Origin of the sequence: Marinobacter nitratireducens (assembly GCF_000708045.1) — a bacterium.
Taxonomy (GTDB): Bacteria; Pseudomonadota; Gammaproteobacteria; order Pseudomonadales; family Oleiphilaceae; genus Marinobacter; species Marinobacter nitratireducens.
Genome location: NZ_ANIE01000001.1, coordinates 148,025 through 165,200, shown reverse-complemented (window position 1 = coordinate 165,200; position 17,176 = coordinate 148,025). Strand labels below are relative to the sequence as shown.

At 57.8% G+C, this 17,176-nt stretch carries 13 protein-coding genes; 7 read left to right on the top strand and 6 right to left on the bottom strand.

What is annotated here, in order from left to right; all coding sequences use genetic code 11:
- Nucleotides 1-9 precede the first annotated feature (9 nt).
- From betA to ahpC, 3 genes are all read left to right on the top strand, one after another.
- A complete protein-coding gene (gene betA, locus D777_RS00725; RefSeq protein ID WP_036127645.1) occupies nucleotides 10-1,695 on the top strand; it encodes a choline dehydrogenase in 1,686 nt (561 codons plus the stop codon).
- Nucleotides 1,696-1,906: 211 nt separating this feature from the next.
- Nucleotides 1,907-3,124 (top strand): BCCT family transporter, encoded by a 1,218-nt coding sequence (locus D777_RS00720; protein WP_036127642.1) that lies wholly within the window; start codon nucleotides 1,907-1,909, stop codon nucleotides 3,122-3,124.
- A 211-nt stretch (nucleotides 3,125-3,335) separates the two neighbouring features.
- A complete protein-coding gene (gene ahpC, locus D777_RS00715; protein WP_081849424.1) occupies nucleotides 3,336-3,899 on the top strand; it encodes an alkyl hydroperoxide reductase subunit C in 564 nt (187 codons plus the stop codon).
- 93 nt (nucleotides 3,900-3,992) lie between these two features.
- Here the strand turns inward: ahpC and D777_RS00710 are convergent, their stop codons facing one another.
- Both D777_RS00710 and D777_RS00705 read right to left on the bottom strand, forming a co-directional pair.
- Nucleotides 3,993-6,839 carry a cation-translocating P-type ATPase gene (locus D777_RS00710; RefSeq protein WP_051668897.1) on the bottom strand — a complete coding sequence of 949 codons (2,847 nt, stop codon included), beginning with the start codon at nucleotides 6,837-6,839 and terminating at the stop codon, nucleotides 3,993-3,995.
- Between the two features lie 74 nt (nucleotides 6,840-6,913).
- On the bottom strand, nucleotides 6,914-7,645 hold the full coding sequence (locus D777_RS00705; RefSeq protein WP_036127640.1) for a DUF3581 family protein: 732 nt from the start codon (nucleotides 7,643-7,645) through the stop codon (nucleotides 6,914-6,916).
- 312 nt (nucleotides 7,646-7,957) lie between these two features.
- Between D777_RS00705 and ahpF the strand changes: the two genes are divergently transcribed.
- Both ahpF and D777_RS00695 read left to right on the top strand, forming a co-directional pair.
- Entirely contained in the window at nucleotides 7,958-9,523 is a 1,566-nt protein-coding gene (gene ahpF, locus D777_RS00700) for an alkyl hydroperoxide reductase subunit F (protein WP_036127638.1), read from the top strand.
- Nucleotides 9,524-9,677: 154 nt separating this feature from the next.
- Nucleotides 9,678-10,490, top strand: coding sequence for an alpha/beta fold hydrolase (locus D777_RS00695; RefSeq protein ID WP_036127636.1), 813 nt, complete (start codon nucleotides 9,678-9,680; stop codon nucleotides 10,488-10,490).
- Nucleotides 10,491-10,492: 2 nt separating this feature from the next.
- On the opposite strand, the gene D777_RS00690 is transcribed toward D777_RS00695, so the two are convergent.
- A complete protein-coding gene (locus D777_RS00690) occupies nucleotides 10,493-11,158 on the bottom strand; it encodes a transglutaminase-like domain-containing protein (protein WP_036127797.1) in 666 nt (221 codons plus the stop codon).
- Between the two features lie 97 nt (nucleotides 11,159-11,255).
- On the bottom strand, nucleotides 11,256-12,287 hold the full coding sequence (locus D777_RS00685; protein ID WP_036127634.1) for a histone deacetylase family protein: 1,032 nt from the start codon (nucleotides 12,285-12,287) through the stop codon (nucleotides 11,256-11,258).
- Between the two features lie 140 nt (nucleotides 12,288-12,427).
- Here D777_RS00685 and D777_RS00680 point away from each other — a divergent pair, with 140 nt between their 5' ends.
- Nucleotides 12,428-12,979, top strand: coding sequence for a YgjV family protein (locus D777_RS00680; RefSeq protein WP_036127631.1), 552 nt, complete (start codon nucleotides 12,428-12,430; stop codon nucleotides 12,977-12,979).
- Between the two features lie 107 nt (nucleotides 12,980-13,086).
- Nucleotides 13,087-14,613 carry a flavin-containing monooxygenase gene (locus D777_RS00675; RefSeq protein WP_036127628.1) on the top strand — a complete coding sequence of 509 codons (1,527 nt, stop codon included), beginning with the start codon at nucleotides 13,087-13,089 and terminating at the stop codon, nucleotides 14,611-14,613.
- Nucleotides 14,614-14,655: 42 nt separating this feature from the next.
- Here D777_RS00675 and D777_RS00670 read toward each other — a convergent pair whose 3' ends face one another.
- Nucleotides 14,656-15,714 (bottom strand): transporter substrate-binding domain-containing protein, encoded by a 1,059-nt coding sequence (locus D777_RS00670; protein ID WP_036127625.1) that lies wholly within the window; start codon nucleotides 15,712-15,714, stop codon nucleotides 14,656-14,658.
- 50 nt (nucleotides 15,715-15,764) lie between these two features.
- On the bottom strand, nucleotides 15,765-17,138 hold the full coding sequence (mltF, locus tag D777_RS00665; protein WP_036127622.1) for a membrane-bound lytic murein transglycosylase MltF: 1,374 nt from the start codon (nucleotides 17,136-17,138) through the stop codon (nucleotides 15,765-15,767).
- Between the last annotated feature and the right edge of the window lie 38 nt (nucleotides 17,139-17,176).

Below are 17,176 nucleotides of genomic sequence, written 5' to 3'. Positions count from 1 at the left end.
AGACGCTGTATGAAAGAAAACCAATACGACTACATTATTGTGGGTGCGGGCTCTGCCGGTTGTGTGCTGGCCAACCGCCTCACCGAAGACGGGCAGAAGCAGGTTCTGTTGCTGGAAACCGGTGGCAGCGACAAAAGCATCTTCATCCAGATGCCGACCGCCCTGTCTATTCCCATGAACACCAAAAAATACGCCTGGCAGTTCCACACCGAGCCGGAGCCGTTTCTCGATAACCGACGCATGCACTGCCCCCGGGGCAAGGTCCTGGGTGGCTCTTCCTCCATCAACGGCATGGTGTATGTGCGCGGGCACGCCCGTGACTTCGACGAGTGGGAATCCGAAGGCGCCACGGGCTGGAATTACAGCAATGTGTTGCCGTATTTCAAAAAGGCGGAAACCTGGGCCTTTGGTGGCGATGACTACCGGGGTGACACCGGCCCGCTGGGTGTGAACAACGGCAACAACATGCAGAACCCGCTTTACAAAGCCTTTATCAAGGCAGGTACCGATGCGGGTTACATGGAAACCGGCGACTACAACGGCGGCCAGCAGGAAGGCTTCGGCCCCATGCATATGACCGTCCGCCACGGTCGTCGCTGGTCGACCGCCAATGCCTATCTGCGTCCGGCGATGGCAAGAGAGAACCTGACGGTGGTGACTCATGCCCTGGTACACAAGGTGTTGCTGGACGGCAAAACCGCGACCGGTGTTCGTTACGAGCAGAACGGTCAGGTTCATGACGTCACTGCGAACGACGAGGTGATTCTTTCGGCCGGTTCCATCGGCTCTCCGCATCTGCTTCAGCTATCCGGTATCGGAAACCCGGACGTGCTGAAAACCTCCGGTATCGAGGTGCAGCACGAGCTGCCCGGTGTGGGAGAGAACCTGCAGGATCACCTGGAGTTCTATTTCCAGTTCCGTTGCAAGCAGCCGGTGTCGCTGAATCGCAAGCTGGACTGGTGGAACAAGCTCAAGATCGGTGTGCGCTGGATTCTGCGCAAGGACGGTCTGGGCGCCACCAACCACTTTGAGTCCTGCGGGTTTATCCGCTCCAAGGCCGGCGTTGAGTGGCCGGATTTACAGTATCACTTCCTGCCGGCGGCGATGCGGTATGACGGCAAAGAGGCCTTCGATGGCGACGGATTTCAGCTGCATATCGGCCACAACAAGCCGAAGAGCCGTGGCAATGTCCATGTGCAATCCGCAGACCCGAAAGTGGCTCCCCGCATTCGGTTCAATTATCTCGAGCATGAAGCCGACCGCGAAGGCTTCCGGGATTGCGTGCGGCTGACCCGTGAAATCATCAATCAGCCCGCCATGGACGAGTACCGTGGTGCAGAGATCCAGCCCGGTGCAAGTGTAGAGACGGACGAGCAGATTGATGCCTTTGTCCGTCAGGCGGTTGAGAGTGCCTATCACCCATCCTGTACCTGCAAGATGGGTACGGATGAGCTTGCCGTTGTTGATCCGGAAACCCGGGTGCGCGGCATCGAAAATCTCAGGGTGGTGGATTCGTCCGTCTTCCCGACCATTCCCAATGGCAACCTGAACGCGCCCACCATCATGGTGGCGGAACGGGCGGCCGACCTGATCCGGGGCAAGGAGCCCCTTCATGCTTCCGATGCGCCTGTCGTCATGGACGAACAATGGCAGTCGCGTCAACGTCAAGGGCAAGCGAAGCGGGTGCTGACCTAGCACCCGCTGCCCTGGCCCGGGTGTGCAAGGCATCCGGGTTGCAAGCCCTCAGGATTTCCCTATCAACGCAGCGGCATTTCGGCCGTTTTGGGGCGCCAGATAGGCAAGTCCTGGGTTTGTGTCCGATTCGAACGAGCAACAGCTTCAAAGTAGAGGAGGAACACCCAATGCTGTTCACTATAATGATGAAACACGGCCGGAGGTTGACCGCATGACGCTCTGGTTATCCGCAGGACTGATGTTTACCTTCGCCGCCATTGTGCTGATTCTGTACAAATGGTGGGACATGCAGTGCATCGGCGAGACGCCGGTCCGCACGCTGACCTTTATTGCCATTCTGTTTACCTCGGGCCTCGACGTGGGACTGATCATGTTCCCGCTGACCGAGTTCGGCGGCTACGCGGATACCGCCGCGAGCCCGGAGTACGGATTTGCCAATCCGCTGGCCATCGAGTTTGGCTTCTGGGCCTTCCTGATCTGGGGCTTCTACTTCCTGACCTGTTTCTACTTCGCCATCATCGAGCCGAGGGTGAAGTTCTTTGAGATTCCGCTGGTGAAGCTGATCAACAACGTGGTGATCATCGGCACCTGTGCGTTTACCGCGTACCTGCTGCTGGTCAACCTGCCCTGGTACCTGCCGCAACTCGGGGATGGGGAAACGGTGGTGCCAGCGTTCTATGTGATTGTGTTCGCCTCCATCGGTCTGGCCGTGTATTCCAGCTCCAAGATCAAGTTCGTACGCGTACTGAGCCTAGGCTCCAGCTTCCTGTTTATTGCCCTGATTGTGGGGATGTGGGTTCGTGCGTTTGTGCTTGGCAAAGGCTCACCCGGAGACTTCCTGGGAACGGCTGGCATGCTGGGTGAATACTTCACCCACCTGGATCAGTTCGTCCTGCCAATCAACGACTACCACGAGTTCTACCTGTTCTGGTGGTTCTCCTGGAGCATTATGATCGGTCAGTTCACAGCTCGGTTTGTCAGTGGCATCCGCACCTGGCAGCTATTGATCGCGATGCTGGTGATCCCGTCCATTGCCATCGGCACCTGGTTCAGTGTGTTGTATTACTATCACGCGGAAGGCTTGAAGATTGCGGCCTTTACCAATATTGCGATGATTTCGGTCGGGGTCTTAATGGTGGTGAATTCACTGGATTCTCTGATTCGTCTTTACACCGATAACCTTAATCTGACCGCCCAGCGACTGGGGCGTGCCAATTATGTGGTTTTCAACTTCCTCGCGATGGTGGGCCTGACCATGCTGTTCCAACTGGATTTCCTGCAGATCCAATGGGTCGGTGCGCTCGTGATAGCGCTGTATTTCGCCTGCTTTGGTTATATTCTGCTGAAAAAGCGTCGTGAGGTGGCTGCCATTGAATCGTCACCGAAAGACAATATTCTGGACTTCCATAAGATTGAACTTGTCAGTTAAGACCCCATAAAGGGAAAACAGTAGCCGTCTCATGATGTTGTGGCGGCTGTTGTGTCGCCTGGCACGGCAGGTGGTATCCCAAAAATCTGACATAGGCAGTGCCTATCTTGCGGTTGGGAATTATCAATTTTAACTGGGCGCGGGAAGGACGTATCTTTAGCGCCGTTAATCCATTAGATTCCGACATCCACGAAACAAGGAGCTATCCACAATGGGTATCGTAAACAGCGAGATCAAGCCGTTTAACGCAACTGCTTTCAAACAGGGCGAGTTCGTAGAAATTTCCGAAGCCGACGTTAAAGGCAAGTGGGCGGTATTCTTCTTTTACCCGGCCGACTTCACTTTCGTTTGCCCGACCGAGCTGGGCGACGTTGCAGACAAGTACGACGAGCTGCAGAAGCTGGGCGTAGAGGTGTTCTCCGTGTCTACCGACACTCACTTCACCCACAAAGCATGGCACGATGCCTCCGAGACCATCGGCAAGATCAACTACTACATGGTCGGCGACCAGACTGGCACCATCACCAACAACTTCGGTGTGATGCGTGAAGGTCAGGGCCTGGCAGACCGTGCTACTTTCCTGATCGATCCGGATGGCGTTATCCAGGCGGTAGAAATCACTGCTGAAGGCATCGGCCGTGACGCGGACGACCTGCTGCGCAAGGTTAAAGCTGCCCAGTACGTTCGTAACAATCCTGGCGAAGTTTGCCCGGCCAAGTGGAAAGAAGGCGAAGCTACCCTGGCTCCGTCCCTGGACCTGGTTGGCAAGATCTAAGTTTTTCCTTCGCGGAAGAACCGATAGGAACGAGGTCTGCGCGTCAGGCCTTGCTCTCAGGAAAGCCCCGGCAATGCCGGGGCTTTTTGCGTTTCAGCGGAGATTCAGGGGAGAGTCACCGTGAGATTTTTGCCGATGATGATTCCGGCGAACGATAAAGCGGGTTGCCTCGCTTATCCACAAGACCGAGCTGGCGGTCAGGGTGCATAGTAACCAGTCTCCCGGAGTGAGGCTGACCGTTGAGAACGCCTTCTGGAGAAACGGTACGTACACCACGGCAAGCTGTAATAGCAGGGAAAGCAAAACGGAGACCCAGAGCCAATGGTTGGTGAACAGATCCCGGAAGGCGCTCTGGTGATCGGAACGGGAGACAAACACCGCGAACAGGGAAAAGAAGACCAGCGTCGTGAATGCCATGGTTTGTCCATAGGCCAGGCTGCCGCTGCCTTCGATCAGGCCGCCCGGCATCGATGCATCCAGTACCAGCAGGGTACCGGTTGAGACAATCACGCCAACGAAGACGATCCAGGCCCACATGCCTCGGGTAATGACGCCCTCCACCCTTGGCCTTGGCGGATTCCGCATGGTCTCATCGTCACCGGGATCCAGCCCCAGAGCCAGGGCCGGAGCGCCGTCACTGACCATGTTGATCCACAGGATGTGAGTGGCCAGCAATGGCAGAGCCAGACTTCCGTTTCCAGCCGACAAGCCAATACGATCAGCAAATAGCACCCCTAGGAACATCGTAAGCACTTCGCCCATGTTGGTGGACAACAGATAGCGCAGGAACTTGCGGATGTTGGCGAAGATGGTTCGGCCTTCCTCCACCGCGGCGACGATGGAGGCAAAGTTATCATCTGCCAGGACAATGTCGGCCGCCTTGCGGGAGACATCGGTCCCGGTGATGCCCATGGCAATGCCAATGTCGGCATTGCGAAGGGCCGGGGCGTCGTTTACGCCATCGCCGGTCATGGCAACGATGGCCCGCTTCTCTTGCAGAGCCCGGACAATACGTAGTTTGTGTTCGGGGTTTACCCGGGCATACACCGAGATTTCCTGAACTCTCCTGCCAAGCTCCGCATCCGGCATTTTGTCGAGCTCAGCGCCAGTAAGGGCCTGATTGTCGTGACAGATACCCAGTTCCCTGCCAATCACCGCTGCCGTCACTGGATGATCGCCGGTAATCATGACTGGGCGGATGCCAGCAGCGAGGGCTTCGGCAACGGCGGCTTTGGCTTCTTCCCGGGGTGGGTCGATCATGCCGATCAGTCCTACGAATACCAGGTCGGTTTCCAGGTGCTCGCTGACAGCGTCCGGATCAAACGTTTCGGTGGGAAGCTGTCTGGCAGCAACGCCGAGTGTCCGCAGGGCTTCTCCGGCCAGTTCCTCGTTGATGCGGAGAATGTCTGCCCGGCGCTCCTGCGTCAGTTCCCGGGTCTCTGTGCCGACACGTTCGCGGTTGCAACGGCTGAGCAAGACATCCGGGGCGCCCTTGGTAAACACCTGGATGTGGGTTTGCTGCTCGCTGTCGGTATGGAGTGTGGACATGAGTTTGCGCTCGGACGAAAAGGGGACTTCGCCCACTCGTTCATAGCGGGCATCGAGCATCTCATCGGCCAGGCCGATTTTCCTGGCGGCCACAATCAAGGCGCCTTCTGTCGGATCACCCTGGATATGCCATTGTCCGTCTTCTTCCATCAGGATGGCGTTGGTGGCCCGGTCTCCCACCGTGAGCGCCCGTTCCAGTTCGTGTTTCAGAGGAGCGTTGATAAGGTCCTGGCCCTCGCCTGACTGAATATCTCCGACCGGTTGATAGCCGGTGCCACCGAGGGTGACGCGACCGCTGGCGGTTACCACCGCTCGCACGGTCATCTCGTTGCGGGTCAATGTGCCGGTCTTATCCGAGGCGATGACGCTGGCGGAGCCCAGCGTCTCAACCGCAGCCAGGTGCCGGACAATGGCGTTGCGTTTGGCCATTCGTTGAACGCCCAATGCCAGAACGGCGGTTACGATGGCGGGCAGCCCCTCCGGCACAGCGGCCACTGCCAGAGCCACACCGAGGATGAGTACGTCAACTAGCCCGGCAAGCCCGGAAACGTGCTCTACCGCGATAATGGTTCCGATGATGACAGCGGCAATGGCAATCACCACCAGCCCGAGGAGGCGGCCAACCCGGGCAAGCTCCTGCTGCAACGGTGTGGTTTCGGGCGGGGCGGCCTCCAGCATTTCCGCGATTTGCCCCATCTGTGTTTGCATACCCGTGGCGGTCACAATGGCTTTACCCCGCCCGTAGGTAACGCTGGTGCCACTGAACACCATATTCTGCCGATCCCCGAGCGGTGCCTCACCGACAATGGCCTCCGGCTCCTTGGCTTCTGGCAGGCTTTCTCCGGTGAGTGCGGCTTCGGCGGTTTGCAGTGCGACGGACTGAATCAACCGACCGTCAGCGGGCACGGTGTCGCCTTCTTCCAACAGGATGATGTCGCCGATGACAACGTCACTCGCGGCGATGCGGCATTGCTCGCCGCCACGAATGACCGTCGCCTGGCTGGCCGTCATTCGTTGTAGTTCATTAACGGATTGCTCCGCCCGGGCCTGCTGGAAAAAGCCCATGGCGGCATTCAGCAGGACAATGGCGAGGATCGCGATGGCTTCGTAGGGGAGTTCAGAGTCCTGCTCGAAGAGCCACAGAATGAAGGAAATCGCGGCGGCGACCAGCAGAAGAATAACAAGGGGTTCCCGGAACTGGGCAAGGAGTTTGCGCCAGCCAGGAACAGGCCTGGAAGCCGCCAGCTCATTGGGGCCCTCTCGCTCCAGCCGGGCCTGGGCCTCGTTGTTGCTGAGGCCGTGATGGGCGTTGCTGCCGAGCGCGTCCACAACAGCATCGGGGGGCAGCCTGTAGGCGGCCAGCGATTCACCCGTTACCCGGTTCGTTGCCATGGCATCCTGTCCTTGTGACGAAGATTCACAAGGAACAGTTTAGGCCGAATATGTGACCGCCAGAGTGACTCGGGTCAGGCGCCGGCGGTTTCGCTGCCGTAATCGACGCCTCGGGCTTTGAGCCGGTAGAACTCCTCAAGCACCGCATCCATAGCCTCGATGCTGTAGGGCCGCAGACCGCCCAGAACCAGGCTCTTGGTGACCTCGCCGCAGCTTTTACCACCGGAAGTCAGGTGGTAGTCGAGGGTCACGTTACCCCGTTTGCCGGCGGCTTCGAGGTCGGCCTTGTCCAGTTCGAGTTCCGGGGAGGGTATCTCAAGGCTACTCAAGGACAGGCTCATGCTCTCGTACATCACCATGGGGCGATCCGGGTTGAACATCACATCCCTGGACTCCATCAGCGGTTGCAGGGTATGAGGGAAGTTTTTCCCCGAGGCGGCGACATAACAGCGGATAAAGTCTTCAATGATCTTTTCGTCCCGGGTCAGAGCGCCATCGCGTGTAACCTCAAGATAGACCTTTCCGGCGTCATCACAGACGTCGATATTGCCATCGTCTTTTTCCTGGAACCGCAGCGATACGCCGTTACCCACCAGGCTGCGAAACCGGAAGGTCATTTTCTCGGATAGACCGAAATGCGACAGGACCAGAGCGAACAGCAGGTCCCCGGGAACACAGAAACGCCGGGCGTCCGGATCGTGGATGGGGTTGAAGTCCCCGGCGATTTCTTTGGCAAATCGGCTGGCTTGAGGGGCCGAGATCTGGATGTGGTCGTTCTCGACGGCGTGGAAACGTTCTAGAAACATGGTTCGCCTTTCCGGTGTCCGGAGTCAGTGCAACAGTTGCGACAGGATTCTACCTGCCATCATAGTTGAGCCTGATCGACACCAAAATACGCTATTTGTCCTAGTTTCCGCGCTAAAACGTCACTGAAGTGCCTTGAGCGTGCAAATCCGGGTAGTGCTGGAATAAGACCTTCAGGGCGGAGCATAGCAAACAGCTATCAAACATTTTAGGGCAATTAATTTGAGAGTGATCAGGGCTGTCCGTATCTTACTAGCATCAACGATTAACTACGTTTCGAATTCAGATACTTAGAGACTGAAAGAGGAAATTTCATGCTCGACGCCAATATCAAGCAACAACTGAATGCCTACATGGAAAAGCTGCAGCAGCCGATCGAGCTGGTCGCTGCCTATGACGACAGCCCGAAGTCTCAGGAACTCAAGGAGCTGCTGGAAGAGCTTGAGCCGATGTCTGCAAACATCAGCCTTCGCACCGAGGAATCGGCTGATGTGCGTCGCCCGTCCTTCGCTATTAACCGGGTGGGTACAGACATCGGTGTGCGCTTTGCCGGCATTCCCATGGGGCATGAGTTCACGTCGCTGGTGCTGGCGTTGCTGCAGGTCGGTGGCCACCCCTCGAAGGAATCCCAAGAGCTGATCGAACAGATCAAGGATCTCGAGGGTGAATTCGAGTTCGAGACCTATTTCTCCCTGTCCTGCCAGAACTGCCCGGACGTGGTTCAGGCGCTGAACCTGATGAGTGTTCTGAATCCGAACATCAAGCACACTTCCATCGATGGTGCCCTGTTCCAGGACGAAGTCGAGCAGCGGGAAGTGATGGCGGTACCGAGCGTGTACCTGAACGGTGAATCCTGGGGCCAGGGCCGGATGACCCTGGAGGAAATCGTCGCCAAGCTGGACACCAGGTCCGACGAGAAAGAAGCCGAGAAGATCAACCAGAAAGACGATTTCGAGGTTCTGGTGATCGGTGGTGGTCCGGCAGGCTCCGCAGCGGCGATTTATGCGGCTCGTAAAGGCATTGCCACCGGCATCGCGGCCGAGCGTTTTGGTGGCCAGGTGGCAGACACCATGGGCATCGAAAACCTGATCTCCGTGCCCTATACCGAGGGCCCGAAACTGGTTGCCGCGATGGAACAGCACGTCAACGAATACGACGTGGACATCATGAATATGCAGCGTGCCGAGAAGCTGATTCCGGCATCTCAGCCGGGTGGACTGCATGAAGTCCGTCTGGCGAACGGCGCCTCGCTCAAGTCACGCACCGTTGTCCTCTCCACCGGTGCTCGCTGGCGCCAACTGGGCGTGCCCGGGGAAGAGGAGTATCGCAATAAGGGCGTGGCTTACTGCCCGCACTGTGATGGTCCGCTGTTCAAGGGCAAACGTGTTGCAGTGATTGGTGGCGGTAACTCCGGGGTGGAAGCGGCCATCGACCTGGCAGGTATTGTCGGCCATGTCACGCTGATCGAGTTTGGCGCGGAAATGCGGGCGGACGAAGTGTTGCAGAAGAAACTGCGCAGCCTGTCGAATGTGGAAATCATCACCTCTGGCCAGACCACCGAGATTACCGGTGAGAATGGCAAGGTGAATGGCCTGATCTACACCGACCGGAATACTGGCGAATCCCATCAGGTGGCGCTGGAGGGCGTGTTTGTCCAGATCGGCCTGGTACCGAATACCGAATGGCTGAAGGGCGACATCGAACTGAGCCAGCATGGCGAGATCATCGTAAATGATCGCAATGAAACGTCGATTCCGGGCGTCTTTGCGGCCGGCGACGCCACCACTGTGCCCTACAAGCAGATTGTGATTTCCATGGGGGAAGGCTCGAAGGCGGCACTGAGTGCCTTTGACTTCCTGATCCGCAACTCTGCCGAGTAAGTGAGTTCATACAGACCTGGGAATCCAGGCTGACCCCTGAACCGGCGCCCGCAGGACGTGGGCGGCCGGTTTTTTCGTTCTTTGGCTCTTGGATATCCCGCCTGTGTTGGGCCAGACTGTTTTTAAAAAACGAAACTGAACAAGGATCAGGCACATGCCCAATGTTCTGAGTAAACACCATGTACTGATACGGGGTGCCGGCGCCCACACTCTGGTATTTGCCCACGGCTTCGGCTGTGATCACATGGTGTGGTCTGAAGTGGCGCCCGCGTTCGAGAAAGACTACCGGGTTGTCACCTTTGACCATGTCGGTTGCGGACTGTCGAAACGCGGGTCTTTCCGTGATGAGAGGCACAGCTCCCTGAAAGGCTACGCGCTGGATCTACTTGATATTGTGGACGATATTTCGGAAGAGCCGGTCACGGTGGTCGGGCACTCGGTCAGCGGCATGATTGGCTGTCTGGCCGCCAGCATGTTGCCGAATCGTTTCCGGCAGGTTATCACCATCAACCCCTCGCCAAGGTATCTGAATGACGATGATGGTTATACCGGAGGGTTTGAGAAGGCCGATGTCATGGCGATGCTGGACCAGATTGAACACGATCAGGAAGGCTGGGCTCGCAGCCTGGCGCCACTGGTGATGGAAAACGAGGACCGTCCGGAACTGACCGACCGGCTGATTCGGAGCTTTATGGCGGTGGATTCAATGCTGCTCCGACGTTTCGCGGAGGCCACGTTCCTGTGCGACTATCGCAATGAGCTGTCGAAGATCCCGGTACCTGTGGATATCCTGTACGGTCGCTCGGATAGGGTGGTACCGGTTTCTGTGGTTGACTACATGGCGGAGCGTATTCCCGACGTCCATTGCATTCCACTGGAGGCCAAGGGGCACTACCCGCAGTTGAGTGCCCCGGAGGAGCTGATCTTCAAGATTCGTGAGTCCCTGGGCCGCCTCGAAGCCCGCTAGGCTCAGGCGCTTTTCATGTCCTGTTCCAGGCTTCGTTCGCTTGTATTGGCGTCGTCTTCTTCAAAGAGGTGGCCGTAGGCCGAGCGCACCCCATCCACGATGAACTGGTGGGGGACATCATCGAAAACGCCGTGGTCGTTGATGTACTCCATGTGGGCCTCTCCGCTCTCGGTGTACTCTTGAAAGATGGAGTCATTGAGGCCATCGAACTCCAGCGGTTCCACTTTCATCATCTCACACAACTGGCGATTAAAGGCCGGCGTTGCCTTGACCCACCGCCCGTTCAGGTAGAGCTCGATAAACCCGTGCATGCGGAAAATATCCGAACGCAGCCATTCGATCAGCTTGGGGCTGGACAGATGGTTGCGGACATCAGCAAGCCCGAGCCGGCTGGGAATACCAATGGAGCGTGCTGCCGCCCCCAGCAATACCGCCTTGGGAATGCAGTAGGTTTCGCCGGATTCCAGGGCATAACTGGCAGACAGGGTGCGCGGATCGGTCTGGAACACATAGGGGTTGTAGCTGATGCTGTCGCGCACGGCCAGGTAGAGGGCTTTTACCTGCTCGATCGGGTCTGCAGGGAGGCCCTCTATTTGCTGGTCGATCCAGGCTTTCACTGAGGGCCGGTCGTAATCAAAAAAGGCCGTTGGCTGCAGGTAGCGATCCATGGTGTATCGTCCGGTTTCTGGGGGCATTCATCTGATCCTGCTTGATTAGCAACCTATGGGCAATGGCGGATTCGTTCATGGGGATTGTCCGGATCGATCAGGTCTTGCCTTCGAAGCCCTGCATCACATTGACCGCATTCACCCCGATGGCGTCCACGTCATAGCCTCCCTCCATGGTGAACACCGTCGGCAGCCCCAGTTGCTCCAGGCGCTGGCCCAGCGTCAGGTAGTCATCCGAGGTGAGCTTGAAGAAAGAAATCGGGTCTTCCTCAAAGGTATCCACGCCAAGCGCAATCACAAGGGCATCCGGTTTGAATTCAGCGATGCGTTGACAGGCCGTTTCCAGACCCTGGCTCCAGATGCTGTAAGGGGTGTTGGGTGGATAAACAATGTTGAGATTGTAGCCTTCGCCGTCAGCTTCACCGGTCTCGTCCTCAAAGCCAAGGAAGTGCGGGAACACCAGGTCCGGATCGCCGTGAAGGCTGATGGTGAGCACGTCATTGCGATTATAGAAAATCGCCTGCGTGCCGTTGCCGTGGTGGAAGTCCACGTCGAGAATGGCAACTCTGCCATAGCCCTGATCCCGAAATGCTTGTGCTGCGATCGCGGCGTTATTGAAGAAACAGTAACCGCCAAAGAGATCAGCATGGGCGTGGTGTCCGGGAGGCCGGCAGAGTGCAAAAGCTGCACGTTCGCCATTCGCTACCAGCCTCTGGGCGGTCAGTGCGACGTTGGCCGAGGCGCAGGCGGCTTCGAAGGTGCCATCTGATATCGACGTTTCGGCGGCAAAGCTGTAGTACCCCAGCCGGCCATCAATGTCCTTTGGCAAGCGGTGCCGCATGCCTCGGCCCGCCCACACGGCCGGAATCGCTTCCCCCGGTTTGCCCTCGGCGACCCACTCGTCCCAGCAGGTTTCCAGGAATGCCACATAGTCTGCCGTGTGTACCCGTTTGATCGGTTCCAGCCCAAATTCTTCCGGTGGCAGGACCTCCCCAAGTGCCTGATCCTTCACCCGGGCCAGAATGGTTTCCGCCCGGGACGGCTTTTCATGGGGCTCGATCAGCAGTCCACCGTCCAGTTCTGTCTTTACGTGGCGACGGCTGTGCAAAGGAGAAAAGATGGTTTTCATGGGCTGGGAGGTTCCTCGCAGGTCTGTTCCGATCAGGATTCGTGGCAACGTTCAGCATACTCTGGCACGGGGCTGAGCGTGGCTCAATGCCGGTAAGTGTGGCAGGCTGATGCGGGTTTCAGGGAGAGGGGATTACCGATATGAATGCAGACGGTTTGCTGGAACTTTCCTTGTCCGAATGGCTTGGGCAGGGTTTTGGTCTCGCCGCCCTGGCATTCTGCATAGCCGGTTTCGCCAACAAGAACGATGACCGGCTGATGGTGCTTCTGATCGCGGCCAACGTGGCCTTTGCCCTGATGTTTGCTTTCTTCCAGAGCTGGACCGCAGCCGCCCTGACCGTACTCGTTATTCTGCGCATCATGCTGGCTAGGCGATTTCCCGGTAGTGTGAAGGTGCTGACGCTGATGCTTTCGGTGAACCTGGTGGTTGCCATCGTCACCTGGCAAACCCTGACGGACGTGTTCCCCCTGACGGCGGCCGTGCTGGGAACCGTCGGTATGTTCATGCTGCGGGGCATTCCACTGCGTATTGTGCTTGGCTTTGCCGCACTGGCCTGGATGCTGAACAACCTGGTTATTGGTTCCGTGGGCGGCACGCTTGCGGAGGCCATGGTTCTGGTGACCAATATCATCACCATTATTCGTCTCTACCGTTTGCCGAAAAAATATCCGGATTTCCAGCCGGATAGGTGACGAACTGGCCGATAAAACCCGCAATCTCCGGGAGTCAGGCCAATTTCCCGCTTATGGCAAATCGATTACGTTGGTAATACGAGAACAAAACAAGTGGGACCAATGCCATGAGCCAACAACATTTTGATGTTCTGATTATCGGTGCCGGCGTCTCCGGCATTGGAGTAGGGTGTCACCTGACCCGGGAATGCCCGGGTAAAACCTTCGCCATTCTGGAGCGTCGCCAGTCGCTTGGCGGCACCTGGGATCTTTTCCGGTATCCTGGCATCCGCTCCGACTCGGACATGTTCACGTTCGGTTACAACTTCCGTCCGTGGACGGGTGGCAAAGTGCTGGCAGACGGTGCTTCCATCAAGGATTACGTGGCGAACACGGCCCGGGAGTACGGCGTGGATCGTCATATTCGCTACGGTCTGGCGGTAAAAAGTGCGGACTGGTCCAGTGTCGACAAGTGCTGGAAAGTGACCGCTGAGAACGAAGCCTCTGGTGAGGTGGAAAATTACACCGCTAACTTCATGGTTGGTTGTACTGGCTACTACAACTATGACAAGGGCTACAAACCGGATTTCCCCGGCGAGAGCGATTTCCAGGGTCAGGTTGTGCACCCTCAGCACTGGCCAGAGGACCTGGATTACACTGGCAAGAAAGTGGTGGTGATTGGCAGTGGTGCGACGGCGGTGACACTGGTCCCGACCATGGCCGAAAAGGCGTCGCATGTCACCATGCTTCAGCGCTCGCCCACCTACCTGATGCCGCTCCCGTCAGTGGACAAGGTGACACTGGCCTTGCAGAAAGTCCTGCCGGAAAAGGTGGCCTACAAGCTCACCCGGGCCCGGAACATTTCGATTTCCCGACTGCTGTACGAGCGTTCACGCAAGAGTCCGAAGGCGATGCGCCGACTGCTGTTGCGGGTGATCAAGCATCAACTGGATGGCAAGGTGGACATGCGCCACTTCAGCCCGGACTACAATCCCTGGGATCAGCGCCTGTGTGTGGTCAAGGACGGCGACCTGTTCAAGGTTCTCAAGTCTGGCAAGGCGTCCATTGCCACCGACCATATCGAGCGTTTCACCAAGACCGGCATCCGGTTGAAGTCCGGCGAGGAGCTGGAAGCGGATATCATCATTCCGGCAACGGGCCTGGATGTTCAGATGCTCGGAGGCATCAAGCCGAGTGTCGATGGTCAGGAAGTGGTGATGAAGGACAAGATCATCTACAAGAATGTGATGGTCGAAGGCGTGCCCAACGCGGCCATGATCTTCGGTTACACCAACATTTCCTGGACCCTGAAGGTGGATATTGCCGCCGAATACCTGTGCCGACTTGTGAACCTGATGGACAAACGCGGATACCGCACCGTCGTGGCCAAAGATACCGGCAACAGTCGCGGCGAGGACACCATTCTGGGCGCTCTCGACGCGGGATACATTAAGCGTGCAGCGGATCGCCTGCCCCGTCAGGGCACCCACGGTCCCTGGAAATCATCCCAGAATTACCTGGAAGATGTGAAGATCCTGCGCTTTGATCCGATTGAAGATGGTTGCCTGGAGTTTGACGGCAAACGGACCCACGGTCGCCAGCAGGGTAGCACTGGCTTCCTGAAACCGCTCCGCTCCGCGCTGTTCGGTGTGTGATTGAGCGTGCGGGCACGGCTCCCCGCCGTGCCCGCAACCACTTTATTCCCTTCCCAGGTAGGCCGATTGTATAGCCTGCCATTCGTCAGACTCGGCAATCCGCAGAATTTCCTGGGAGATGCTCTCCCTTAACGGGCTGTCCTCGGGCAGTGCCAGCGCGTAGAGTTGCTCGGCGAAGATGCCCGGCAGAATGGTGAGTCGCTTGGCGCCGAGTTGTTGGTTTCGATACTGCATCAAGGCCCGATCATAGACGATGGCATCGGTCTCCCCGTCAGCCACTGACACCATCGCGGAGGTGAGGTCGGGGTAGAGTTGATAGCGGATTCGCTGCTCTTCCAGGTAGCGCTGGCTGGCTGTGTTTGCGATGGTTGCGACGACGTTACCTGGCAGGTCGTCTGCCCCCTGAATGCCGGTTTTCAGATTGCTGACCGTGAGAGAGGAGGTGATGGCGGCGGTGAAGCTGGCTACCATGATCAAGGCCGCAAACATCCAGACCAGGCCAACCAGGCGTCCCGCCAGGGTTGAGGGCGCTTTGTCACCATAACCAACGGTGGTCATGGTGACCGCTGCCCACCAGAAACCGGAACCCAGGCCCTCAGCCGCCGAGCCACCGAACTGCTCCGGATTCCTGCGACGTTCAACCAGCCACACGAGAAAGCCCACGCCCAATAACAATCCGGCCAGGGCCAGGACGACGCTGACAAATTGCCAACTGAACAGCGCCTTCAGGGTCGAAAACAGGCTCTGCTCCGGCTGAACCGGGACCGCAATCGAGAGGCCTGTCTGGTAGAATGGATGACTGAAATCGAAGCGGGACTCGCGGTCGGCGGTCATGGTCAGAGCACCAACAGCCACGTCAATGTCGCCGGATTCAACGCCGGAGAGTAGCTCATTGAACGCCAGCGGAACCCACTCAGTTTCGTAGTTCAAGTTTTCTGCGATATCCCGCCAGAGGTCGATGCTGATGCCTTCCCAGCGGCCATCGTCGGTCTGCATCACGAAGGGCGGCACATGGGTTATCCCCACTTTCAGGGACTGCTGTTGTGCTTGTGCGGGCAGCGCCGCCAGCATAACGAGAAGACAAATAATCCTTTGCAGCATAGTTGTGAGCGGCCATCTCAGGCCGCACTCCTTTGTTGTGTTTTTATTCGTTAGTTAAACGCGGTCTGGATAACATCCCGGTAGTTACGAATTCGCTGTACATAATGCACGGGCTCATAGCCTCGCGCGTATCCGTATCGGGTGCTGGGGTAATAGCGTTTGTCTGCTTTCAGCGGCAGCACCTCGGCCATATCTTCCCACGAATCCGGGTTCTTTCCGAGGTCGCGTGCGAGCTGGCGAGCATCCAGCAGATGGCCTCTGCCAATGTTGTAGCTTGCCAGGGCAAGGAACGTACGATCCGGCTCGGGAATGGTGTCCGGCAGGCGGCGGTGGCGGTCCGCCAGATAGCGGGCGCCGCCGTCAATCGCTGCGGTGGCATCCAGGCGGTTGGTCACGCCGAGAGACTCGGCGGTACTTTGGGTGAGCATCATGATGCCCCGAACGCCGGTTGGGGAGACCGCATCCGGGTCCCAGTGCGATTCCTGGTAGGACAGGGCTGCGAGCAGGTCGGCCGGAATGCCGGTTTTCGCCTCGGCTTCTTTGAACTCGTCGATGAAGTCGGGCAGTCGATCGTCGATCCGACGGTTGAGTGCCCTCAGGTCCACAAAATCAAAGTCGCCGATGTAGGCGTAGTACCGATTTTCCATGCGCCCAATGGCTGCGTCACCCTGAGCGCTGTTCATCCACTCATGGGCGTCGTCGGCAAGAGCCTGCGCGCCGGCTGGCAGGTACCATCCCAGGTTTCGACCATCGGTCAGCGTCATGGCGACCTCCAGGTGCGGGAAGTGGCGGCGCATCACCTGCACGATGTTGGAGTCTGCTACGGTGCAACCGATGTCCTGTTCGGCAACCTCCGAAAGAAGGATTTCAGTTGTGCGGTTCTCATCCTCGGTGAATTCGATGCCCGCGTTGGTGTCAGCAAGCTTGGTCAGGGTCTCTGCATAGCTTGAGCCGGCGGTGATGACGATTTCCGTGCCGGCAATGGCATCCGGTTTCCTGGGCATCGGGCGGGTATCGCGGTGACAAACCAGTTGTTCGGTAATTTCGGTGTGTGCCGGTCCGCGGGCGAATTTTTCATCCCGCGAGGGCAGGTGGGTCAGCCCTGCTGCGGCCAGGTGGGTATTGCCAGCGGCCAGCGTATCCAGAACCGCGCTGGTGGAATCGAGCATGGTCCATTCCACTTCCCAGCCGCGGGCTTCGGCATAATCCTGTATCAATGAGTGTTCGGGGCCGATGGGATTTTCGTGGCGGTCGAGATAGTAAGTGGTGGAACCATTTCGGGTAGCGACTTTGAGTATGCCGGTTTCGGACGGCGGCTTGAGGCTGGTCTGGGTTTGTCCTTCTCCCTCTCCGGATTGACCGCAGCCCGCCAACACCAATGGAAGGGCAAGGAGGCCGGTCTTGAGCACGCGCGAAAGTCTCATCATAACTCCGTCATTATTCTCTTCTAGGTATTTATACC

Excerpts from the sequence above, each read along its gene's own strand:
- betA (WP_036127645.1), top strand. The coding sequence starts at position 10 with ATGAAAGAAAACCAATACGACTACATTATTGTGGGTGCGGGCTCTGCC.
- D777_RS00720 (WP_036127642.1), top strand. The coding sequence starts at position 1,907 with ATGACGCTCTGGTTATCCGCAGGACTGATGTTTACCTTCGCCGCCATT.
- ahpC (WP_081849424.1), top strand. The coding sequence starts at position 3,336 with ATGGGTATCGTAAACAGCGAGATCAAGCCGTTTAACGCAACTGCTTTC.
- D777_RS00710 (WP_051668897.1), bottom strand. The coding sequence starts at position 6,839 with ATGGCAACGAACCGGGTAACGGGTGAATCGCTGGCCGCCTACAGGCTG.
- D777_RS00705 (WP_036127640.1), bottom strand. The coding sequence starts at position 7,645 with ATGTTTCTAGAACGTTTCCACGCCGTCGAGAACGACCACATCCAGATC.
- ahpF (WP_036127638.1), top strand. The coding sequence starts at position 7,958 with ATGCTCGACGCCAATATCAAGCAACAACTGAATGCCTACATGGAAAAG.
- D777_RS00695 (WP_036127636.1), top strand. The coding sequence starts at position 9,678 with ATGCCCAATGTTCTGAGTAAACACCATGTACTGATACGGGGTGCCGGC.
- D777_RS00690 (WP_036127797.1), bottom strand. The coding sequence starts at position 11,158 with ATGGATCGCTACCTGCAGCCAACGGCCTTTTTTGATTACGACCGGCCC.
- D777_RS00685 (WP_036127634.1), bottom strand. The coding sequence starts at position 12,287 with ATGAAAACCATCTTTTCTCCTTTGCACAGCCGTCGCCACGTAAAGACA.
- D777_RS00680 (WP_036127631.1), top strand. The coding sequence starts at position 12,428 with ATGAATGCAGACGGTTTGCTGGAACTTTCCTTGTCCGAATGGCTTGGG.
- D777_RS00675 (WP_036127628.1), top strand. The coding sequence starts at position 13,087 with ATGAGCCAACAACATTTTGATGTTCTGATTATCGGTGCCGGCGTCTCC.
- D777_RS00670 (WP_036127625.1), bottom strand. The coding sequence starts at position 15,714 with ATGCTGCAAAGGATTATTTGTCTTCTCGTTATGCTGGCGGCGCTGCCC.
- mltF (WP_036127622.1), bottom strand. The coding sequence starts at position 17,138 with ATGAGACTTTCGCGCGTGCTCAAGACCGGCCTCCTTGCCCTTCCATTG.